At 72.3% G+C, this 21,083-nt stretch carries 19 protein-coding genes and 1 pseudogene; 15 read left to right on the top strand and 5 right to left on the bottom strand.

The window, feature by feature from the left end; translation table 11 throughout:
• The 14 genes and pseudogenes from Sru01_RS00580 to Sru01_RS00515 all read left to right on the top strand — a co-directional run.
• Positions 1-874 (top strand): annotated as a pseudogene (locus Sru01_RS00580) (hypothetical protein); the annotation flags it as partial.
• Positions 875-889: 15 nt separating this feature from the next.
• Complete coding sequence (locus Sru01_RS00575; protein WP_203981791.1) at positions 890-1,270, top strand: hypothetical protein; 381 nt, start codon at positions 890-892, stop codon at positions 1,268-1,270.
• Positions 1,271-1,480: 210 nt separating this feature from the next.
• Positions 1,481-2,761 (top strand): serine hydroxymethyltransferase, encoded by a 1,281-nt coding sequence (glyA, locus tag Sru01_RS00570; protein WP_203981790.1) that lies wholly within the window; start codon positions 1,481-1,483, stop codon positions 2,759-2,761.
• A 60-nt stretch (positions 2,762-2,821) separates the two neighbouring features.
• Positions 2,822-4,066, top strand: a complete 1,245-nt coding sequence (locus Sru01_RS00565; RefSeq protein ID WP_203981789.1) for an MraY family glycosyltransferase — start codon at positions 2,822-2,824, stop codon at positions 4,064-4,066.
• Between the two features lie 203 nt (positions 4,067-4,269).
• Complete coding sequence (locus Sru01_RS00560; RefSeq protein ID WP_203981788.1) at positions 4,270-4,698, top strand: Cg1360 family ATP-synthase-associated protein; 429 nt, start codon at positions 4,270-4,272, stop codon at positions 4,696-4,698.
• 285 nt (positions 4,699-4,983) lie between these two features.
• Positions 4,984-5,775: a F0F1 ATP synthase subunit A gene (atpB, locus tag Sru01_RS00555; RefSeq protein ID WP_203981787.1), complete on the top strand. Its 792-nt coding sequence runs from the start codon at positions 4,984-4,986 to the stop codon at positions 5,773-5,775.
• A 91-nt stretch (positions 5,776-5,866) separates the two neighbouring features.
• Positions 5,867-6,094, top strand: a complete 228-nt coding sequence (atpE, locus tag Sru01_RS00550) for an ATP synthase F0 subunit C (protein ID WP_203981786.1) — start codon at positions 5,867-5,869, stop codon at positions 6,092-6,094.
• Between the two features lie 29 nt (positions 6,095-6,123).
• Complete coding sequence (locus tag Sru01_RS00545) at positions 6,124-6,663, top strand: F0F1 ATP synthase subunit B (RefSeq protein WP_203981785.1); 540 nt, start codon at positions 6,124-6,126, stop codon at positions 6,661-6,663.
• The gene (locus Sru01_RS00540) at positions 6,663-7,472 is read left to right on the top strand and encodes a F0F1 ATP synthase subunit delta (RefSeq protein WP_203981784.1); all 810 of its coding nucleotides are present in this window, start codon (positions 6,663-6,665) and stop codon (positions 7,470-7,472) included. The genes Sru01_RS00545 and Sru01_RS00540 overlap by 1 nt, the downstream gene beginning before the upstream one ends.
• Positions 7,473-7,512: 40 nt before the next feature.
• The gene (gene atpA / locus Sru01_RS00535; RefSeq protein ID WP_203981783.1) at positions 7,513-9,162 is read left to right on the top strand and encodes a F0F1 ATP synthase subunit alpha; all 1,650 of its coding nucleotides are present in this window, start codon (positions 7,513-7,515) and stop codon (positions 9,160-9,162) included.
• Positions 9,163-9,165: 3 nt separating this feature from the next.
• Entirely contained in the window at positions 9,166-10,068 is a 903-nt protein-coding gene (locus Sru01_RS00530; RefSeq protein WP_203981782.1) for a F0F1 ATP synthase subunit gamma, read from the top strand.
• Positions 10,069-10,077: 9 nt separating this feature from the next.
• A complete protein-coding gene (atpD, locus tag Sru01_RS00525) occupies positions 10,078-11,505 on the top strand; it encodes a F0F1 ATP synthase subunit beta (RefSeq protein ID WP_203981781.1) in 1,428 nt (475 codons plus the stop codon).
• A gap of 52 nt (positions 11,506-11,557) precedes the next feature.
• Complete coding sequence (locus Sru01_RS00520) at positions 11,558-11,959, top strand: F0F1 ATP synthase subunit epsilon (RefSeq protein ID WP_203981780.1); 402 nt, start codon at positions 11,558-11,560, stop codon at positions 11,957-11,959.
• A 17-nt stretch (positions 11,960-11,976) separates the two neighbouring features.
• Entirely contained in the window at positions 11,977-12,375 is a 399-nt protein-coding gene (locus tag Sru01_RS00515; RefSeq protein ID WP_239136657.1) for a DUF2550 domain-containing protein, read from the top strand.
• A 36-nt stretch (positions 12,376-12,411) separates the two neighbouring features.
• Here the strand turns inward: Sru01_RS00515 and Sru01_RS00510 are convergent, their stop codons facing one another.
• On the bottom strand, positions 12,412-13,002 hold the full coding sequence (locus tag Sru01_RS00510; RefSeq protein ID WP_203981779.1) for a cob(I)yrinic acid a,c-diamide adenosyltransferase: 591 nt from the start codon (positions 13,000-13,002) through the stop codon (positions 12,412-12,414).
• 114 nt (positions 13,003-13,116) lie between these two features.
• Between Sru01_RS00510 and Sru01_RS00505 the strand changes: the two genes are divergently transcribed.
• Complete coding sequence (locus tag Sru01_RS00505) at positions 13,117-13,434, top strand: STAS domain-containing protein (protein WP_203981778.1); 318 nt, start codon at positions 13,117-13,119, stop codon at positions 13,432-13,434.
• A gap of 35 nt (positions 13,435-13,469) precedes the next feature.
• On the opposite strand, the gene Sru01_RS00500 is transcribed toward Sru01_RS00505, so the two are convergent.
• From Sru01_RS00500 to Sru01_RS00485, 4 genes are all read right to left on the bottom strand, one after another.
• Complete coding sequence (locus tag Sru01_RS00500; RefSeq protein WP_239136655.1) at positions 13,470-14,078, bottom strand: TetR/AcrR family transcriptional regulator; 609 nt, start codon at positions 14,076-14,078, stop codon at positions 13,470-13,472.
• A 79-nt stretch (positions 14,079-14,157) separates the two neighbouring features.
• Positions 14,158-15,672 carry an aldehyde dehydrogenase family protein gene (locus Sru01_RS00495; protein WP_203981777.1) on the bottom strand — a complete coding sequence of 505 codons (1,515 nt, stop codon included), beginning with the start codon at positions 15,670-15,672 and terminating at the stop codon, positions 14,158-14,160.
• Positions 15,673-15,807: 135 nt separating this feature from the next.
• The gene (locus Sru01_RS00490; RefSeq protein WP_239136653.1) at positions 15,808-17,088 is read right to left on the bottom strand and encodes a glycosyltransferase family 4 protein; all 1,281 of its coding nucleotides are present in this window, start codon (positions 17,086-17,088) and stop codon (positions 15,808-15,810) included.
• 402 nt (positions 17,089-17,490) lie between these two features.
• The gene (locus Sru01_RS00485; RefSeq protein ID WP_203981775.1) at positions 17,491-20,922 is read right to left on the bottom strand and encodes a S8 family serine peptidase; all 3,432 of its coding nucleotides are present in this window, start codon (positions 20,920-20,922) and stop codon (positions 17,491-17,493) included.
• Positions 20,923-21,083 lie beyond the last annotated feature (161 nt).

Raw genomic sequence — 21,083 nt, 5'->3', positions numbered from 1 at the left:
GCGGCAGCAGCCGGACTCCCGGCCGGAGAGCGAGCGGCCGCAGTTCGCCGATCCCCTCGGCGGGGATCCTCGGCAGGGCCCCGATCCGGTGCTGGACACCCCGCGAGCCGATAATTCGCACGATATCGACACCTCCCGCGAGCACACGACGGTGGTCGAGGTCGACGGGGTCAAGGTGGTCGAGGTCACGATGAAGCCGCCGGACATCGAGTACGTCAAGTGGCTCACCGAGCACATGGGCGAGGTCCCGCCGTTGGACCAGCCGGTGGTGTCGGACCTGCACGGCGAGGGCCACGCGGGGCCGGACGGTCCATCGGGCCAGGTGCCGCCGGCCGGCCCGGCGGCGGCCGCCCCCGGGCCGGGCGCCGCCACCCCGTTCCCCGATGGCCCGGCTCTTCCCCCGCCGCCCGACGGTGGCGCCGCCTCGCCGTACGATGGCGCGGCCCCGCCGGACGGCGCGGGAGGCGGCCCGGACGCGCCGCAGCGCGTCCCTGACGGCGGTGGAGCCGTGCAGGCCGGTGTCCACGCCCCCGTGGAGTCATCGGCCGGTCACGGCCCGCAGGGCGCGGCGTCCGGTGGCCAGGAGGCGGGCCGGTACGCCGGCGGGCCGATCGGCGGGCCCGGTACGGGCGGGCACGCGGTCTGGGCCCCGCCGGATGGCGAGGGACGGGAAGCCGTCCGGGCCGGCGGCCACGAGGGATCCGGCGGGCATGGCGGGCATGGCGGGCATGAGGAATCCGGCGGGTACGGCGGGGGAGACGGGTACGGCGGGGAAGATGGGCCGCCGGGCGTGCGGGAGGGCCGCGCCGGGCACGAGACAGGTGACGGGACGGCCGGCGGACGCGCGGATCCCTCCGCGCCGGCCGGCTCCTAGAGGAGGCCGCCGAAGATGTACGCCGATCCGCCGGCACCGCAGCCGCTCCAGCCAGGCGAGACGCCGCCGGCCGCCACGGCCGATCCCTTCTCCCCGGGCGGGCAGCCGTCGGCCTGGCGCTTCAACCCCGAGTACCAGAAGCTCGTCGACCTGTGGCAGCAGGTGCGCCCGCTGCTGGACGGGCTCACCCGTTCGCTGGACAAGGCGCACCAGATGGCGCGCAGCCGCGACGTGTGGGACGCGCCGGTGGCCGCGCGCCACGTCGAGGACATCACCGAGTGGCGCAACCGGCTCCTCACCTACCGCCAGGCGGTGTTGACCGCGATCAGTGACGAGGCCGCCGACACCCCGCGGTGGATCCCGGCGTCCTCGGCGGCGCCGCACGCCTACAGCTGACCGGCCGGGCCGGGCGCGCGGGGCTGGAGGCGGCCGGCTCGCGGGCCGGCCGGGCCGGGCAGGGCGGCGTCCACCAGGGGTGACGCGGCCCGGGCCGGGCGGGGCGGTGGTGGCCGGGTACCGGGAAATCGCCGGCGGCGGGCATACAGTGAGGGGATCGGTGGTCCTTGCCGCGCCGGTTCGCGGGCGCGGGGGAGGAGTGATCCAGCCATGCACGCGAAGGAGCACGAGCACGGCGGCGGGTTCTACGGTCCGGACTTCGATCTCCTGCTGGCGCAGGATCCGGAGATGGCCCGGGTCCTGCTGGACGAGGTGGACCGGCTGCGCGGCGGCCTGCAGCTGATCGCCAGCGAGAATCTCGCCTCGCCCGCGGTGATCGCGGCGCTGGGGTCCACCCTGACGAACAAGTACGCCGAGGGGTATCCGGGGCGGCGTTACTACGGCGGGTGCGAGGTGGTCGACCGGGCCGAGGAGATCGCGGTGCACCGGGCGAAGGAGCTGTTCGGCGCCGAGCACGCCAACGTCCAGCCGCATTCGGGCGCGTCGGCCAACCTGGCGGCGTACGCGGCGCTGATGCGGCCGGGGGACACCATGCTGGCGATGGCCCTGCCGCACGGCGGCCATCTGACGCACGGCTCGAAGGTCAACTTCTCCGGGCGCTGGTTCGACGTGGTGGCGTACGGGGTGCGCCGCGACACCGAGACGATCGACCACGACGAGGTGCGCGACCTGGCGTTGCGGCACCGTCCGAAGCTCATCGTGTGCGGCGCCACGGCCTATCCGAGGCTGGTGGACTTCGCGGTCTTCCGCGGCATCGCCGACGAGATCGGGGCATGGCTGCTGGCCGACGTCGCGCACACGATCGGCCTGGTGGCGGGCGGTGCGGTGCCGTCGCCGGTGCCGTACGCCGACGTGGTGACCTTCACCACGCACAAGGCGCTGCGCGGCCCGCGCGGCGGCGGCATCCTGTGCACCGCCGAGGTCGCCGCGCGGATGGACCGGGCGGTGTTCCCGTTCATCCAGGGCGGTCCGATGATGCACGCGATCGCGGCGAAGGCGGTGGCCTTCGGCGAGGCGATGCGACCGGAGTTCCGCCGCTACGCCGGGCAGGTGGTGGCGAACGCCCGCGCGCTGGCCGAGGCGCTCGCCGCCGAGGACATGCGTCCGGTGTCCGGCGGCACCGACACCCATCTGGCGCTGATCGATCTGCGCGGCCTCGGGGTCAGCGGGGCGGCGGCCGAGCGGTCCTGCGCGGCGGCGAAGATCATTCTCAACCGTAACGCGATCCCCTACGATCCGGAGCCGCCCACCGTGACCTCGGGGATCCGGCTCGGCACCCCGTGCGTCACCACGCAGGGCATGGGCGTGCCGGAGATGAAGGAGATCGCCGCGATGGTGGCCGGGGCGGTGCGCGATCCCGGTGCGGTAGCGTCGATCAGAGATCAGGTGACTCGTCTCACTCGTGGTCACCCGGCATATCCACGTGGTTAATGTGTGGTTCTGTGTACCTTTCCGGTCCCATGTGACCGGGCGATACGGAAAACTGGGCTCGTGCGCGAATACACCCTCATAGCGCTGGTGACGGCAGCGGTCACTTATCTCCTCACCCCGCTGGTCCGGGCGTTCGCCCTGCGCATCGGGGCGGCGCCGGAGATCCGCGACCGGGATGTGCACACCGTCCGCACCCCGCGTCTCGGTGGCCTGGCGATGTACGCCGGGATGCTGGCGGGGCTGTTCGTCGCCACCAAGGTCGCCCACGTCGGTGCCACCCTCGCCGACCCCCGGGTGGGCGAGGGGCAGGCGGTGATCGCGCTGGCCGCGGCGGGCGGGGTGATCGTGCTGGTCGGCTTCTTCGACGACTGGCTCGGCATGGACGCCTTCGTCAAGCTCGGCGGGCAGATCGCCGCGGCCGGCCTGCTGGTCTTCTTCAAGCTGACCCTGCTGTGGATCCCGCTGCCCAACGGCGAGACCGTCAGCCTGGACAGCACGCTCACCGCGATCATCACCATCCTGGTGGTCGTGGTGACCATCAACGCGGTGAACTTCGTGGACGGCCTGGACGGCCTGGCGGCGGGCATCGTATGCATCTCCGCGATGGCCACGTTCGTCTGGACGATCGTGCTCACCTACAACCTGGAGCAGAGCCGGATCAGCGTGTCGGCGTCGGTCACCGCGGTGCTGATCGGCATGTGCCTGGGCTTCCTGCCGCACAACTTCCACCCTGCCAAGATCTTCATGGGCGACACCGGCGCCATGCTGATCGGCCTGGTGCTGGCGACCTCGGTGGTCACCGTGACCGGCACCATCGACTACAACGCCGCGGCGGTCGACGGCGACCCGGTCAACCGGTTCCCGGTGATCCTGCCGATCCTGCTGCCGCTGGCGGTGATGGTGCTGCCGCTGGCCGACCTGGTCATGGCGGTGATCAGGCGCACGTCGTACGGCCGGTCGCCGTTCGCGCCGGACCGCGGGCACCTGCACCACCGGCTGCTGGAGATCGGCCACTCGCACCGCCGGACCGTGCTGATCATGTACGCCTGGACGCTGCTGTTCGCGGCGGCCGTCGTCGGCCTGTCGGTGGTGGCGGTGCCGCTCATCGTGTTCCCGGCGGTGGTGCTGTTCGCGCTGGTCGTGCTGGTGATGATGGCGCTGCCGCGCTGGCGGTCCGGGCGCGGCGGCGGCCGGGGCGGCGGGGCGCACGCGGCCGGCCGGCGCCCCGGTCCCGATCCGACGGCGCCGGAGGATCCGCCGGTGTCCGGCGCGGCCGTCTCCCGCGCGTCGGCGCCGGCGGGCTGACCATCCGGTCCGCGGACCGCGTAGGCTCGGGGCCGGGCGCGCCGGTGAGCCGATCCGCCCAGGTGAACCGTAGGTTCACCCGCACGAAATCCCAGGTAAAGGCGGCCATCCCGGAGCTTGTGATATCTTTCACTAGCAAGGGCGGGCCACCCCGCTCCGCGAGGTAGCAATCGCTCGCTTGATAACCGGTTCTGGAGTGCCCGATGCAGGACAACGATCTGCGGATCCTCAGGTCGGCCGCGATTCCCACCGCGCTGGTGGGCGTGATCGCCGTCCTGGTCGCCGCGGTCGTCGCGGGGGCCAAGGGCGCGCTCGGCGCCGGCATCGGCATCCTGGTGGTCGGCGCGTTCTTCACCATCGGCCTGATCGCGGTCGCCTACGCGGCGCGCGTCTCGCCGGTGATCATGATGGCCGCGGCCATGGGCACGTTCCTGACCAAGATCCTGCTGCTCGCCGTGCTGCTGGAGACCTTCGCGGACGCCACGGTCTGGAGTCCGGGCGCGTTCAGCACCACCGTCATCATCGGCACCATCGCCTGGACGGTGGGCGAGGCCCGCGGCTTCCTGAAACTCCGCATGCTCTACGTCGATCCCGACGCCAAGGTCCCCGGCCGGGTGGAGGAGAAGAGGTGACCACCTTCCCGGCCCTGGCCGCGTCGCGGCACGCCGTTCCCGGATCGACCGGAGCGCTCGCCGTCGCCCGCTGCCGACGACCAAGATCTCATATGGCTGACTCGATATGACTAGTCAGAGCCGCGCCTGCTATTGTCGCGTGCGCGGTAGACACGGCAGAGGAGCGCCTGTCGGAGCCGTCGAGCCCTGGACTCCTCGCCCTCTTCACACTCCCGATCCGGCCGGCCCGTCGCGGGCGCGGCCAACGGATGACCTCTTGACCCACCACGACGAAGGGACCGACGAGTGAGCGCCACGCTGACGCCTCTCGCCTCCGATGAGTTCCAGGCTCCGGGCCTCGGCCTGTTCGACTGGCCACCGCTCGTCGAGGGTGCGGCATGGTTCAACAAGCCGGCGCTCTACGCCTTCATCGGCGGCCTGCTGGTCATCGCCTTCGCCTTCGCCGCGTTCGCCAAGCCCAAGCTCGTGCCGCGCGGCGTGCAGAACGTCGGCGAGCTGGCGTACGAGTTCGTCCGCGAGCAGATCGCCCGGCCGAACCTGGGCAAGGACAGCGACCGCTGGATGCCGTTGCTGTTCACCATGTTCCTCTTCGTGTGGATCATGAACCTGTTCGGCTCGGTCATCTTCGTCCAGTTCCCCGTCATGTCGCGCATCGGCTACCCGGCGATCCTGTCGATCGGCGTGTGGCTGATGGTGATGTACCTCGGCATGAAGAACCAGGGCCCCATCAAGTTCTTCACGAACGTGATGTTCCCTCCCGGCCTGCCGGGCTGGATCTACGTGCTGGTCGCGCCGATCGAGCTGATCTCCACCTTCTTCCTGCGGCACATCACCCACGCGGTGCGGTTGTTCGCCACCATGATGGCCGGTCACCTCATCGTCGCCCTGTTCTCCGAGGTGGGCTGGCACTTCCTGGTGGTCAAGCTCACCCCGCTCGGCGCCCCGCTCGGGGTGCTCGGCGTGCTGATGACGCTGCTGCTCACCGCCTTCGAGCTGTTCATCCAGGCCCTGCAGGCCTACGTGTTCGCCCTGCTGACCGCGATGTTCATCAACGACGCGCTGCACCCCGCGCACTGAGACCGCGCACCGCATAGCTCGCGACGACCTCCTACCTCAGCCCGAACTCCGGTGGAGATCACCCACCGGTCGATAGAAAAGGAAAGCATCAATGGGTTTCCTCGCTGAAGTGACCGGCAACCTCGGTTCCATCGGCTACGGCCTCGCCGCGATCGGCCCCGGCATCGGCATCGGCATCATCTTCGGCCAGGGCGTGCAGGCCATCGCCCGGCAGCCGGAGGCCTACGGCCTGATCCGCCAGAACATGATCCTGGGCTTCGTGTTCGCCGAGGCGCTCGCCCTCATCGGTATCGCCCTCGCGTTCGCGTTCCGCGCCTGACGCGACCGGCCTGACGGAAGGCTGCACTTATGAATCTGCTGGCTGCAGAGGAAGCGACCAACCCGCTCCTTCCCGACGTGGCGGAGATGGTCATCGGAGGGTTCTCCTTCCTGGTCGTCCTGTTCCTCGTCGGGCGCATGCTGGTGCCCCGGCTGCAGAAGACCCTGGCGGAGCGCACCGAGGCCATCGAAGGCGGCATCAAGAAGGCCGAGGACGCCCAGGCCGAGGCTCAGCGCACCCTTGAGGAGTACAAGGCCAAGCTCAGCGAGGCCCGCCACGAGGCCGCCCGCATGCGCGAGGAGGCCCGCGAGCAGGCCGCGCAGATCAAGACCGAACTGCGCGAGGAGGCCCAGGCCGAGGCGCGCCGGCTCGTCGAGGCGGCGCACGCGCAGATCGAGGCCGACCGCCAGCAGGCGTTCACCCAGCTGCGCGGCGAGATCGGCCGGCTGGCCACCGAACTGGCCGGCCGTATCGTCGGCGAGTCGCTTGAGGACCAGACGCGGCAGAGCCGGATCGTGGACCGGTTCCTCGACGAGCTCGAGTCCGCGGACGGGGCGGCGGTGCGCTGATGAGAGGCCTCAGCCGGAGCTCGCTGGCCACCGTCGAGGAGCGGTTCAACGCGGTCGCCGCGGCGGCCGACCTCGGCCGGCTGGCCGAAGACCTGCACGCGGTCGCCGTCCTGCTCGACCGCGAGCACGGGCTGCGCCGCAACCTCACCGACCCCGGCGCCGACGCGGCCCGCAAGGTCGAGGTCGTCCGGGCACTGCTGGGCGGCAAGATCAGCGATGCCGCCCTGGAGACGGTGGCCGCGGCCGCCGAGGCCAGATGGTCCCGGTCGCCCGACCTGCCGGACGCGCTGGAGCGGCTGAGCGTCGGCGCCTCGGCCGCCGAGGCCGAGTCGCGGGGCGTCATCGACGACGTCGAGGACGAGCTGTTCCGGTTCGGCCGCATCGTCGAGGCCAACCCCGAGCTGCGCCACGCGCTGAGCGACCGCGCCGCTCCGGCCGAGGCCAAGCGCGCGCTGCTGGCCGAGCTGCTCGGCACCCGGGTGGCGCCGTCCTCGCTGCGGCTGATCGAGCAGCTCGTGCTGCAGCCGCGAGGACGTAGTTTGGAGCGAGGGCTCGAGTCCTACATCGGGCTCGTCGCCGAGCAGCGGCAGCAGCTGGTCGCCGTGGTGCGCAGCGCGGTCCCGCTGAGCGACGCGCAGCGGCGGCGGCTGGCCGACTGGCTGCGCACCACATACGGTCGCGTGGTCCACCTGAACACCGAGGTGGACCCGCGGGTGATCGGTGGATTCTCCGTCCGGCTGGGCGACGAGTTGATCGACACCACCATCGCAGGACGAATTGAAGAAGTCCGCCGCCGGCTGGCCGGCTAGGAACATCAGGGCGGCCGATGAATAGGGAGACTGAACAGAGATGGCGGAACTGACGATCCGGCCGGACGAGATCCGGAACGCGCTTGAGCGCTTCGTACAGGCGTACGAGCCGGAAGGCTCGGCGCGCGAGGAGATCGGGACCGTCGTCGATGCCGGCGACGGCATCGCCCACATCTCCGGCCTTCCCTCGGCGATGGCGAACGAGCTGCTTGAGTTCGAGGACGGCACCCGAGGCCTGGCACTGAACCTGGACGTCCGGGAGATCGGTGCCGTCGTCCTCGGCGACTTCAGCGGCGTCGAGGAGGGCCAGTCGGTCCGCCGGACGGGCGAGGTCCTGTCCGCGCCGGTCGGCGACGCGTTCCTCGGCCGCGTGGTGGACCCGCTGGGCAACCCGCTGGACGGCAAGGGCGCGATCGAGGCCGAGGCCCGCCGCCCGCTTGAGGTGCAGGCGCCCTCGGTCGTCCAGCGGCAGCCGGTGAAGGAGCCGCTGCAGACCGGCCTGAAGGCGATCGACGCCATGACGCCGATCGGCCGCGGCCAGCGCCAGCTGATCATCGGCGACCGCGGCACCGGCAAGACCGCGATCGCGGTGGACACGATCCTCAACCAGCGGGAGAACTGGGCATCGGGTGATCCGGCCCGGCAGGTGCGCTGCATCTACGTCGCGATCGGCCAGAAGGGCTCGACGATCGCGCAGGTGCGGGCCCGGCTGGAGGACGCGGGCGCGATGGAGTACACCACCATCGTCGCCGCCCCGGCCTCCGACCCGGCCGGCTTCAAGTACCTGGCGCCCTACACCGGCTCGGCCATCGGCCAGCACTGGATGTACCAGGGCAAGCACGTCCTCATCGTCTTCGACGACCTGACCAAGCAGGCGGACGCCTACCGCGCCGTCTCGCTGCTGCTGCGCCGTCCGCCGGGCCGTGAGGCGTTCCCCGGCGACGTCTTCTACTTGCACTCCCGCCTGCTGGAGCGCTGCGCCAAGCTGTCGGACGACATGGGCGCCGGGTCGATGACCGGCCTGCCGATCATCGAGACCAAGGGCAACGACGTGTCGGCGTTCATCCCGACCAACGTCATCTCCATCACCGACGGCCAGTGCTTCCTGGAGACCGACCTGTTCAACTCGGGCGTCCGCCCGGCGATCAACGTCGGTGTCTCGGTGTCCCGGGTCGGCGGCACCGCGCAGGTCAAGGCGATGCGCAAGGTCGCCGGCACGCTGCGCCTGTCGCTGTCGCAGTACCGCGACCTGGAGGCCTTCGCCGCCTTCGCCTCCGACCTGGACCCGGCGTCCCGGGCCCAGCTGGAGCGCGGTGCCCGGCTGGTCGAGCTGCTCAAGCAGCCGCAGTACACCCCGTTCCCGGTGGAGCGCGAGGTCGTCTCGGTGTGGGCGGGCACCACCGGCGAGCTGGACGACGTGCCGCTGGAGGACGTGGCGCGCTTCGAGGCGGAGTTCCTGGAGTACATCTCGTCGGCGCACAAGGGCATCTTCGACACGCTGCGCGAGACGAGGGAGCTGGGTGACGACACCGTCACCGCGCTGAAGGACGCGATCACCGAGTTCAAGCAGGGCTTCCAGACGTCCTCCGGCGAGATGCTGGTCCAAGACGAGCCGGTCGACGCCCTGGAGGCGGACGAGGTCGGCCAGGAGAAGATCGTGAAGCACGTCCGCAAGACCGAGAAGAACTAGCCCATGGGTGCCCAGCTAAGACTGCTGCGGCGGCGGATCCGGTCGGTCCGGTCCACGGCGAAGATCACCCGTGCCCAGGAGCTGATCGCCTCGTCGCGGATCATCAAGGCCCAGCAGCGCATGGAGGCCGCGGTCCCGTACGAGCGGGAGATCACCCGCGCGGTGTCGGCGGTGCTCAGCAACTCGGCCGAGATCGACCACCCGCTGACCGTCGCCAAGGAGCGGCCGGCCAGCGCCGGGGTGCTCATCGTCACCAGCGACCGCGGCTTCGCCGGCGGCTTCAACGCCAACGTGCTGCGCGAGGCCGAGGCGCTGGCCGGTCACCTGCGCGGCCGCGGCCTGGAGATCAAGCCGTACGTCGTCGGGCGCAAGGGCATCACCTGGCACCGGTTCCGCGACCGGGAGATGAGTGGGGAGTGGGCCGGGTTCTCCGACAACCCGACCTACGCCCACGCCAAGGAGATCGCCCAGTCGCTGGTCGCCGCGTTCAGCGACGACAACGGCATCGACGAGATCCACGTCGTGCACACCGAGTTCCGGTCGATGCTGACGCAGGAGGTCCGGGCAAAGCGGATCCTCCCGCTGGAGGTCGAGGAGACCACCGAGGAGCCGGCCGGCGGGCCGCTGCCCTACTACGAGTTCGAGCCGACCGCGGGCGACGTGCTCAACCAGCTGCTGCCCCGCTACATCGAGTCGCGCATCTTCAACGCGCTGCTCCAGTCGGCCGCCTCCGAGCACGCCTCGCGGCGCCGGGCGATGAAGTCGGCGACCGACAACGCCAACGAGCTCATCAAGGTGTTCACCCAGCAGATGAACCAGGCTCGCCAGGCCGAGATCACCCAGGAAATCAGCGAGATCGTCGGTGGCGCGAACGCGCTCGCCGACGCCTCAGCGGGGAAAGAGTGAGAAACCACAATGACAGTTGAGACCGTCGCGACCACCGTAGGTCGTGTGGCCCGGGTCACGGGTCCCGTCGTCGACGTGGAGTTCCCCGTCGAGGCGATGCCGGACATCTACAACGCGCTGACCACCGAGGTCACCCTCGGCGGCGAGACCAAGACCCTCACCATGGAGGTCGCCCAGCACCTGGGCGACAACCTGGTCCGCGCCATCTCCATGCAGCCCACCGACGGCGTCGTCCGCGGCGCGGCGGTGACCGACACCGGCGCGCCGATCTCGGTGCCGGTCGGCCAGGTCGTCAAGGGCCACGTGTGGAACACCCTCGGCGAGGCGCTGGACACCCCCACCGCGTCGCTGGAGATCAGCGAGCGCTGGGGCATCCACCGGCCGTCGCCGGCGTTCGACCAACTCGAGTCGCGCACCGAGATGCTGCCCACCGGCATCAAGGTCATCGACCTGCTCACCCCGTACGTCAAGGGCGGCAAGATCGGCCTGTTCGGCGGCGCGGGCGTGGGCAAGACCGTCCTCATCCAGGAGATGATCCGCCGGGTCGCGCTGAAGTTCTCCGGCACCTCGGTGTTCGCCGGGGTCGGCGAGCGCACCCGTGAGGGCAACGACCTGTGGCTGGAGATGGAGGAGGCGGACGTCCTGAAGGACACCGCCCTGGTCTTCGGGCAGATGGACGAGCCGCCGGGCACCCGGCTGCGCGTCGCGCTGTCCGCGCTGACCATGGCGGAGTACTTCCGCGACGTCGAGAAGCAGGACGTGCTGCTCTTCATCGACAACATCTTCCGCTTCACCCAGGCCGGCTCGGAGGTCTCCACCCTGCTCGGCCGGATGCCGTCCGCGGTGGGCTACCAGCCCACGCTGGCCGACGAGATGGGCGTGCTCCAGGAGCGCATCACCTCGACCCGCGGTCACTCGATCACCTCCATGCAGGCGATCTACGTCCCGGCGGACGACATCACCGACCCGGCCCCGCACAACGCGTTCGCGCACCTCGACGCGCAGACCGTGCTGGCCCGTGGCATCTCCGAGAAGGGCATCTACCCGGCGGTGGACCCGCTGGACTCCACCTCCCGCATCCTCGACCCGACCATCGTCGGCGAGGAGCACTACCGGGTGGCCCAGGAGACCAAGCGGATCCTGCAGAAGTACCGCGAGCTGCAGGACATCATCGCCATCCTCGGTATCGACGAGCTGTCCGAGGAGGACAAGGTCGTCGTGCAGCGGGCCCGCCGCATCGAGCGGTTCCTGTCCCACCCGATGTACGCCGCCGAGGCGTTCACCGGGCAGCCCGGCGAGTTCGTGCCGGTCGAGGAGACCATCCACTCGTTCAAGGGACTGTGCGAGGGCGAGTACGACCACCTGCCCGAGCAGGCGTTCTTCATGGTCGGCGGCATCGACCAGGCCATCGCCAAGGCGAAGGAACTGGCCCGCTGACGACCCGGTGCCGGCCCGGCGTCCCCGGGCCGGCCCGCAAGGAAGGTGTGTGATGGCAAAACTCCGCATCGGCGTCGTGTCGCCGGAACGCGAGATCTGGTCCGGCGAAGCGGACATGGTGATTGCCAAGACCGTGGACGGCGAGATCGGTATTATGCCGAACCACGCCCCTGTGCTCGGCGTCCTCGTGGAGGGCGGCGTCCTTCGCATCAAGCGCAGCGAGGGCGGCGACATCGCCGCCGCCGTGCACGGCGGGTTCCTCTCGGTGGCCGACAACGACGTCTCGGTCCTCGCCGAGTCGGCCGAGCTCGGTTCCGAGGTGGACGTGGCGGAGGCCCGGGACGCGCTGCAGCGCGCGCTCGCCTCCGTCGACGCCTCCGCCGAGGACGAGCAGGCCCAGATCGCGGCGAAGCGGGCGAGAGCCCGGCTGCGCGCGGCCGGGGAAGAGGTCTAGCAGGCGGACGACAGAACGTGGGGGCGACGATGGCGGCGCTGGACATCCTGGCAAGCGTTGTGGCGATCGCCGCCCTCATGGTGATCCGCGGAGTCGTGCTCGCACGTGCCCGCGGCAACATCATATGCAGCCTCCGCACCGGAGGCCGGTCCTGGCGGAGCGGGGTAGCCCGGTACGCCGGGGGAGAGCTCCACTGGATTCCATTCCTGGGACTGCGACTGAGGCCGCGCCACGCCATCGCGAGGCGCGGCCTCACCGTTTCCACCCGGCGCCCGCTGACCGGCGAGGACGGCCCGGCCGGCTACTGGACCGTCGACTGCGCCGGCGTCTCGCTCGCGATGAGCGAGGACGCCCTCACCGGCTTCCTCGCCTGGGTCGAGTCCGCCCCGCCCAGCGCCCACCTCGACGCCGCGTAACCTGGCTGGTAGCCCGGCCGGGCCCCGCGCCGTCGGTCAGCGGGTGGCGCCGGGGCGCCAGAGGAGTTCCTGGCCGCCGGCGGCGACGCGGCAGAGGATGAACAGCAGGTCGCTCAGCCGGTTGAGATAGGTGGCGGTGAGCGGGTTGACGTCCTCGTGGGCCGCCAGGGCCGCCCAGGTGGTGCGCTCGGCCCGCCGCACGACCGTGCGGGCCTGATGCAGCAGCGCGGTCCCGGGGGTGCCGCCGGGCAGGATGAAGCTCCGCAGCGGCCGCAGATCGGCGTTGAAACGGTCGCAGGACGCCTCCAGGCGCTCGATGTAGCCCTGCTCCACCCGGAGCGGCGGGAACTCCGGATTGTCGCGTACCGGGCAGCACAGGTCCGCACCGACGTCGAACAGCTCGTTCTGCACCACGGCGAGCACCTCGACGATGTCGGGGGAGAGCCCGCCGAGGGCCACCGCGACCCCGATGGCGGCGTTGGCCTCCTCGGTGTCGGCGTACGCGGCCAGCCGCGGGTCGGTCTTGGACGTGCGGCTCATGTCGCCGAGGGTCGTGCTGCCGTCGTCTCCGGTCCGGGTGTAGATGGTGGACAGCACCACGGGCTTGTCGTTGTCAGGGCGCGTCATGCCGCCAGCGTAACCGCGCCGGGGCCGGGCGGCGGCCGGGGGACAGGAGTGAGCGGCGGCTGAGTGGGAAGGGTGATCGGGCGGCCTTCATCGGCCGCCGGTGAAGGAGGAGGAATGCCAACCCCGACCATTCAGGAGCGCCAGATCGTCGAGGTCGGCCCGCGCCTGGACGCGGGTACGGTCGCCCGGCTGCGGCCCCGCCTGCACGCCGCGGTCGACTCCGGCGCGGGTGACATGGTCGTCGACTGCTCCCGGCTGGAGATGATCGACGCGACCGGGCTGGGCGTGCTGGTCGGCACGCATCGCCGGGCCCTGCGCGCCGAGCGGCGCCTGGTGCTGCGCGACGTGCCGCCGCGGGTGATGCGGCTGCTGGCGATCACCCGGCTGCACCGGGTGCTGCGGGTGGAGGTCCCCGCGGCGGCGGCCGCCTGAGCGGATCCGCCCGGCCGGCCGTCTGGAGACGGCGGTCAGAAGATGAAGGTCCGGGTGAAGATGTGCACCGCGGTCTCGGTGAGGTGCTCCAGCGGCGGCGGATCGGCCGCGAGCACGTACTCGATGAGCAGTTCCTGCAGCGCGCCGACCAGGCCGAGGGCCAGCAGGTGCATCCGCGCGGGCGGCAGGTCCGGCACCCCGTCCAGGGACTCCTCGATGATCTGGGCGAAGGCGCCGACCGCGCGCTGGCGGTGCGCGGTGAGCACGTCCCCGGCCCGTCGCACCTCCAGGTGCATGATCCGGGCCCGCCGGGCGTCCTGGGTGACGAACGAGATGTAGGCGCCGAGGCCGGCCTTGATGCGGCTGCCCGGGTCCGGCGGCGCCTCGCCGATGGCCTTGGCGACGGTGAGGAGGGTCTCGTCCACGCACCGCTCGTAGATGGCCCGCATCAGGTCCTCCCGGCCGGTGAAACATTCATAGAATGCCCGGTTGGAGATGCGGGCCGCCGCACACAGCCGCTCGATCGTGGTCGCGGTGAAGCCGACCCGGGCGAACGACGTGTACGCGGCGGCGAGCAGGCGCTCCCTGCGGTCGGCTAATCGCTGCTGCGCGGTCATGCCCCGGTAGTCGCGTCCGGTCGCCACTGCCCACCTCACGTCCTGCTGGCCCGTAGGAACCCATCATTATGGACGCAAGATCGTTTTTCGGGAAGTATCAGGACAACTAGCTCTTGCGTCGGCCGTGCAGGAACGTGACCAACTTCACCAGCCGCTCCAGATCCGCCGGGCTGCGGGAGAAACTCGTCAGGTTCATTCCCGGCACCGCGAACCGCTGCCGGGAGATCGCCTTCGGCCGGGTGAATTCGCGCAGCCCGTCCGCGCCGTGGATGCGGCCGAAGCCGGAGTCGCCGGTGCCGCCGAACGGCAGCGAGGGGACGCCGGCGAACGAGATGACCGAGTTGATCGCCGTCATGCCGGACAGCATCGACCGGGCCAGCTCCATGGCCCGGCGGGGGTTGCCGGAGAAGATCGTGCCGCCCAGGCCGTAGGCGACGGCGTTGGCCCGCTCCAGCGCCTCGGACACCGTCGCCACCTTGCGCACGGTGAGCGTCGGCCCGAAGGTCTCCTCCCGGACCGCCGCCGAGTCCTCCGGGACGTCGGCGAGCACGACCGGGTCCACGTAGGGAGGCCGCACCGAGTCCGCGCCGCCGACGACGGCCCGGCCGCCCCGGGCCAGCGCGTCGTCCACGTGCCGCCGGATGATGTCGGTCTGCTCGGGCATGGTGATCGGCCCGTAGTGCTCGCCGGAGCGCACGCCCCGGGCCCGCTCGGTCAGCTCGCGCATGAAGTCGTCGTAGACGCGTTCGACCACGTACACCCGCTCCACGCCCACGCAGGTCTGGCCGGCGTTGGACATCGCGCCCCACACGGCGGCGTCGGCGGCCGCGGCCAGGTCGGCGTCGGCGTCGACGATCAGCGCGTCCTTGCCGCCGCACTCGGCCACCATCGGGGTGAGGTTCTCGGCGCAGGCGGCCATGACGCGCTTGGCGGTGGCGGTCGAGCCGGTGAAGGCGATCTTGCCGACACCGGGATGGCCGGCCAGCGCGGCGCCGGTCTCGCCGAGGCCGGTGACCACCTGGAACACCGGCCGGTCCGGGACGCACTCGGCGAACAGCTCGGCGAGCAGCGCGCCGACGCCGGGGGTGAGCTCGCTCGGCTTGAACACCACCGCGTTCCCGGCGGCCAGGGCGTAGGCGATCGAGCCCATGGGGGTGAACACCGGGTAGTTCCACGGGCCGATCACCCCGACCACGCCGAGCGGGAGGTACTCCAGGGTGGCGGCCAGGTTGGCGCCGATCAGTCCGGTGCCGACCCGGCGGCGGCCGAGCACCTTGCGGGCGTTGCGCGCCGCCCAGTCGAGATGGGTGATGGCGAGCACGGTCTCCAGGGTGGCGTCGGCGATCGGCTTGCCGGTCTCCTCGTGCGCCAGCGCGGCGATGCGGCGCAGCTCGCGGGTGAGCACGGCCTTGTAGTCGAGCAGCACCCGCCGGCGGCCGTCGAAGCCGAGCCCCGCCCACCAGCCGGCCGCCTCGCCCGCGGCCGCCACCGCGGCGCCGACCGCCTCGGCGTCGTGCACCGGGTGGGTGCCCACGACGGCGCCGGTCGCCGGGTTCACCGAGTCGAACGAGGCCCGCCCGGCGGCGGCGGGTCGGGCGGATCGGGCGGACGTGGTGGACATGGCGTCTCCTCCCCGGGCCGTTCCTGGCCGCGCCCGCCACCGGACCGGGACGCGGGCGGGCGCCGTCCCCGTTTCGGGGGACCTCTGGCCACCCTAGCCCGCCGGGACGGGCGCCGGTGCCCCCCGCCAGCGGGATCAGCCGGTGGTGCCGATCAGCTCGGGGAACTGCCGGTCGTCGGCCAGCTCGGCCAGCAGCGCGTCCCAGCGGGCCCCGATGACGTCGAGGCGGTATCCCGCGGCGGTGTCCAGCGCCGCGGTGCCGAGCGCCCGGCGTAGCGCCGGGTCCTCGATCACCCGGCACAGCGCCTCGCCGAGGGCGGCGGCCTTCTTGGACCGGACGAGCAGGCCGTCGTGCCCGTCGGTGATGATCTCCCGGGGGCCGACCGGGCAGTCGAAGCTGACCACCGGCACGCCCTTGCTCATCGCCTCGAGGATCGTCATGGGGAAGCCCTCGTAGCGCGAGCTCATCACGAAGATCGAGGCCTTGGACAGCTCGACGCCGATCTCCCGGGCCGGTCCCATGAGAAGGATCTTCCCGGTCAGCCCGGCGTCCTCGATGCGGGCCCGCAGCCGCGCCTCCCGCTCCTCGGTCCCGCCGCCGTAGATGCGCAGCACCCAGTCGGGGTGGCGCGGCGCCACCTCCTTCCAGGCGTTCACCAGCCGGTCGAACCCCTTGGCGTGCACGACCCGGCCGATGGCGACGACCGTCTTCTCCGTCAGCGAGGAGACGTTCCCGTCCAGTTCCGGGATGGCGTTCGGCACCTGGACCAGCTGCCCGGGCGGGCGTTTCTTCAGCAGTTTGGTGAAATGCCGGTGGTCGGCCTGGGTGAGGGTGGCGAGCAGGTCCACGTTGCCGTAGTACCGCTTCATTTCCGCGTGCAGCTCCGGGGCGTGCGACTCGTACGGCACGTGCTCCTGGGCGATGGTGATGACCTCCGGCGGCGCGAACCGGCCGATGAGCAGGTTGAACGCCGGCCGGGTCCCGATGACCACCCCGCCGCGCAGCGACCGCAGGAAGCGCACCAGCCGCAGGTCGGTGAGCAGGTTCATGGTCAGGTAGGCCTTCTCCTGTTCGGGGATCAGCCTGCTCGGCCGGTTCGCCAGCCATTCGGCGATCCGGCCGCGCGGCACGGTCCGGTCATCGATGAACGAGACCCGCACGCCGGGCGGCATCGCGAAGAAGGGCTCCTCGACGTTGCGGACCAGGCTGACGATCTCCACCTCCCGGTGCCGGGAGAGGTGGGCGGCCTGGTTGAGCACCGTGCGGATCGTTCCACCCATCCCGTAGGCGTGCAGCAGCAGGATCCGTACCGGATCGGCGGTGCGGGCCGGTGCCCGCCGGGCCCGCCGGGCGTTCTGTGCCCGCAGCAGCCGGCCTGCCAGCCTCGCCGCGATCCCGCGTAGTTTCCTCAGCACCCCGTGGACCCCTCGAATATGGAGCCCATGGCGATCCGGCCGGATCGCCATGGGCGTCGGAACTTCTTCTTCGACGGCACCGGAGGCGCGCGCGCCCGGCGGACTCGTTCCGCCCTGGCGTGACATCACACCTGCTTCCCGTGCCGGCCCCTCTGCCCACTAGATGCACGAAGCACCCTGTTTTGTTGCGCTACTTCGCCATCTAATTCGCTCGGTAATTGGATGATCACTCGGTGATCGTCCAGGTCAGGGGATTGATCCATGAATCAGGCTGTTCGTCATTAAGAATCGATGTCCTGACCTAAGCGGTGTATAAGAGTTTTGTCCGTTTGTCTGGGCGTTCGAATGGCGGGCCGCCGCCGGGCCGGCGGCGGCCCTCCGGGCTCCGGGAGCCCGGCTGCTTCAGCGGACGATCCGGTAGGCCCGGATGACGGTCTGCCGCACCGTCGCGCCGCCCGGGCCGGCGGCCCGCGCCCGCAGCGAGACGAAACCGTCCCGGTCCGGGTGCCGCAGCAGCACCCGGCCACCGCCGGCGCCCTGGACCACCGGGACGGCCTGCCAGTGGCCCCCGTCGTCATAGGACACCTCCACCGCCGGTACGGCCGGCCAGGCGCCGCCGCCGGCCTGCGCCCGCACCGTCACCGGCACCGTGACCGTCCGGCCGGCCGGGGCCGCGTTGTCCCGGTCGAGCGGCGGGGCGAAGGAGACCACCGCGACCGGCAGCGGCGCGGGCCGATCGCCGGGCACGGTGGCCGACCGGAACGTCCACTCCACCGAGGTGCGGGTGGCGAGCACGTTCGGCTCCGCCCGGGTCGCGGCCATCACCAGCCGGTATTCACCGGCGGCGGCGGGCAGCTCGAACTCGTTGTAGTACGGGTCCGGCCGCTCGGCGAGCGGGCTCCCGTCGCGGTACAGCGCGATGCTCCCGGTGGCGCGGGTGCTCAGGCCCATCCGCCCGGCGCCGTCCCCGTAGAGCGGGACGCCGACCGCGAGCACGTCACCGGTCCGGGTCACCCCGGCGGCCAGCTCCGCGTCGGGCAAAGCCGGCCCGAACGCCCCGCGGTTCCACCGCTCGGTGACCCGCCGGCCCGGCTCGTAGCGGTTGACGGCCGAGACGCCGGTGTTGTTCTCGCCGCTCGGCGCCACCTCCCAGAAGTACCGCCGCCAGTGGATGCCGCCGTCGGTGTTGACGTACTCGGTGCGGACCGACGGCAGCGGGAAGGTGGTCGGCGCGAGGTACGCGCGGAACCGGCCGGTGGGCGGGTACGCCCCGCTCGCCGCCTCGCCGGTGACGCCGTCCGCGGCCATCTGCCGGGCGTAGTCGGTGCGGATCTCCGCCAGCTCCGGCCGCCGGACCCGGCGGGTGAAACCGGTGGGCACCCGGCCGGGCACGAACCAGGTCAGCCGGTAGGCGTCCCCGCCGTCCGCGGCCCACTGGCCGGCGACCTTGGTCACCAGCCCTTCGTGGCCCTGGTCCGGGCCGAGCTGGGCCGTGGACATCCGGGCCGGATCCGGTCCGAGGAAGCCGATGCCGTACCGGGCGCCGTCCTGGAACGCGCCGCTGTGGGTCACCTCGGCCATCAGCGGCTCCGCCGCGGGGTCCGGGGCGCCGATCGCCAGCGGCCGGGCCAGCCGGGCGTCCACCCGCAGGGTCTGCGAGGAGGTCAGCTCCAGCCGCGGATGGACCATCATGGCCACCCCCGCCTCGTCCAGGATCCGCCCGTCGATGGTGTAACGGCCCCGGGGCAGCCGCAGCGTCGCCGGTTCTCCCGGAAGCACCCACCGCACGCTCGCCTCCTCGTAGGCGACGTCGGTCCGCAGGACGGTGGTCTCGAACTCGGCCGCGGCGGCCCCGTCCCGGCCGACGTGCTCCAAGGTGAGGTCGTAGCTCTCCACCTCCTTGTGCACGCCGAGCGGGACGCTCACCGCGACCCCGCCGTCCCCGGCGGCGATCAGGTGGCCGCCCAGCCGGCCGTCGGGCACCGCCGCCCGGGTGTCGGCGGTCACCGTCACCCCGGCGGTGCCGCCCGCCGGGACGGTGACGGCCGGCGGGTCGACCGTGAACAGCTCGTCCGGCAGCGGCCGGCCGTCGCCGTCCACCGCCCGGACCGACAGGCGCAAGGTCACCGCGGCGGCCCCCGCGTTGCGGTACGTCAGCCGCCGGGTCACCGGCTCGTCGTCGCCGTGCGGCCAGGCCTGCCGGCCGAAACTCAGGCTCGGCGGGTCGGCGGTGACGGCCTGCCCGATCGCGCCGGCCACGTCCACCAGGCCCGCGCCTTGGGCGTACACCTCGGCGGCGGCCGGGCGGGCGGTGGCCATCAGGGTGGCCTTCAGCCGGGCCGCCGGCCAGTCCGGGTGCAGGCCGGCCAGGATGGCGGCGGCCCCGCTGACGTGCGGGGTGGCCATCGAGGTGCCCGACCGGGCGATGTAGGCGCCGGTGCCGGGGGAGTCGCCGCTGCGGGCGGCGGTGATGTCCACGCCGGGGGCGGTGATGTCCGGCTTGAGCCCGTCGTCGCCGGCGCGCGGGCCGCGGCTGGAGAACGGCGCGAGCTCCCCGCTCTTGGACACCGCGCCGACCGCCAGGGCATCGTCCGCGGTCGAGGGGGATCCGACGGTCGCCGGACCGCCGTAGTTGCCGGCCGCCGCGACGAACAGCGTGCCGTAACGCGCGGTCAGCGTGCGCACCGCCTCCTCCAGCGGGTCCTCGCCGGGGGCGTCCTCGCCGCCCAGGCTGAGGTTGGCCACCGCGGCGCCCTGCTCGGCCGCCCACTGCATGCCCGCGATGATCGACGACTCGGCGCAGTAGCCTTCGCCGCACACCTTGCCGTCCAGCAGGGTCGCGCCCGGCGCCACCCCGCGGTACCTCCCGCCGGACGCGGCGCCGCTCCCGGCGATCGTCGAGGCCACGTGCGTGCCGTGCCCGACGGTGTCGCGCTCGTCGGGTTCCTCGGTGAAGTCGGCCCGGGCCGCCACCTTGCCGGCCAGGTCGGGATGGGCGGCGTCGATGCCGGTGTCCAGCACGGCCACCTTGACGCCGGTGCCGGTGTAACCCTTCTCCCAGGCGGCCGGTGCGCCGATCTGCCGGACGCTGACGTCCAGGGACGGCCGGGCGCGGCCGTCCAGCCAGATCTTGGTCACTCCGGCGGCCAAGGTCCGGGCGCCGGTCCCGCCGGTCAGCCCGGTCCAGAACGCCGGGGCGCCGCGCCGGGGGACCGTGACGGCCAGGCCGTCCACCGCGGGCAGTTCCCGGGTCACCTCGCCGTCCCCGGCGACCCGGGTGCGGGCGGTCCGGGCGGCGGCGCCGCCGGCGTGGGTCACGATGACGGGCAGGGCGTCGCGGCGGTCGTAGCCGTACTCCAGCAGGGTCGTCACGTCGAACAGCCGCGGGTCGAGGCGGCCTTGGCGCAGCAGCGGCAGCGCGTCACCCGGCACCACGCGCAGCCGGCCGGCCACCTCGCTGGTGTGGAAGCCGACCTTCTCCCGGCCGGCCGCCGGGGTCACCGCGGTGGCGTCACCGATCATCGTCACCCGGTCGCCGGTGATCAGGGTCACCGTCCGGGCGGTACCGGGCCGGGCGTCCGGCACCGGCCCGGCGGGGCCGGTGGCCGCGGCCGCCGGGCCGGCGGCCGGCCCGGCCGCCAGCAGGCCCGCCAGCAGGGCCAGGATCGGCGGCGCCCCCGAGGCGGCCGTCCTGGCACGTCGTGGCCGGGCGGACCCGGCGGCCGGCCGGCGGCGGGACAGCGCCGCCGCGGTGCGGGAGAGGGCCGCCGCGGTGCGGGCCGGGCGACCGGAGCGGCGCGGGGCGCCGCGGTCAGGGGGGTGTGAATCAGTCACATGACGTATTGGCCGCTCGGACCGGAACGCTTCACGTGTTCGCTGTGAGCGATCAAGGCCGGCGCCGGTCAGGTGGACGGCGGCCCGCCGAACCGGGTTTCTCCGGGCGGGGTGGGCAGTGCGAGATCACCGCCCGCAGGCCGGGATGGGCGAGGTCACCG

This window comes from Sphaerisporangium rufum, assembly GCF_016863395.1.
GTDB classification, from domain to species: Bacteria; Actinomycetota; Actinomycetes; order Streptosporangiales; family Streptosporangiaceae; genus Sphaerisporangium; species Sphaerisporangium rufum.
The sequence above is the reverse complement of the archived record's forward strand: the minus strand, read 5'-3'. Positions and strand labels throughout refer to the sequence as shown.

Bases quoted from the DNA above. Each gene is read 5' to 3' on its own strand.
- glyA (WP_203981790.1), top strand. From the start codon at position 1,481: ATGCACGCGAAGGAGCACGAGCACGGCGGCGGGTTCTACGGTCCGGAC.
- Sru01_RS00560 (WP_203981788.1), top strand. From the start codon at position 4,270: ATGCAGGACAACGATCTGCGGATCCTCAGGTCGGCCGCGATTCCCACC.
- atpE (WP_203981786.1), top strand. From the start codon at position 5,867: ATGGGTTTCCTCGCTGAAGTGACCGGCAACCTCGGTTCCATCGGCTAC.
- Sru01_RS00575 (WP_203981791.1), top strand. From the start codon at position 890: ATGTACGCCGATCCGCCGGCACCGCAGCCGCTCCAGCCAGGCGAGACG.
- Sru01_RS00545 (WP_203981785.1), top strand. From the start codon at position 6,124: ATGAATCTGCTGGCTGCAGAGGAAGCGACCAACCCGCTCCTTCCCGAC.
- Sru01_RS00495 (WP_203981777.1), bottom strand. From the start codon at position 15,672: ATGTCCACCACGTCCGCCCGATCCGCCCGACCCGCCGCCGCCGGGCGG.
- Sru01_RS00510 (WP_203981779.1), bottom strand. From the start codon at position 13,002: ATGACGCGCCCTGACAACGACAAGCCCGTGGTGCTGTCCACCATCTAC.
- Sru01_RS00505 (WP_203981778.1), top strand. From the start codon at position 13,117: ATGCCAACCCCGACCATTCAGGAGCGCCAGATCGTCGAGGTCGGCCCG.
- atpA (WP_203981783.1), top strand. From the start codon at position 7,513: ATGGCGGAACTGACGATCCGGCCGGACGAGATCCGGAACGCGCTTGAG.
- Sru01_RS00520 (WP_203981780.1), top strand. From the start codon at position 11,558: ATGGCAAAACTCCGCATCGGCGTCGTGTCGCCGGAACGCGAGATCTGG.
- atpD (WP_203981781.1), top strand. From the start codon at position 10,078: ATGACAGTTGAGACCGTCGCGACCACCGTAGGTCGTGTGGCCCGGGTC.
- Sru01_RS00540 (WP_203981784.1), top strand. From the start codon at position 6,663: ATGAGAGGCCTCAGCCGGAGCTCGCTGGCCACCGTCGAGGAGCGGTTC.
- Sru01_RS00530 (WP_203981782.1), top strand. From the start codon at position 9,166: ATGGGTGCCCAGCTAAGACTGCTGCGGCGGCGGATCCGGTCGGTCCGG.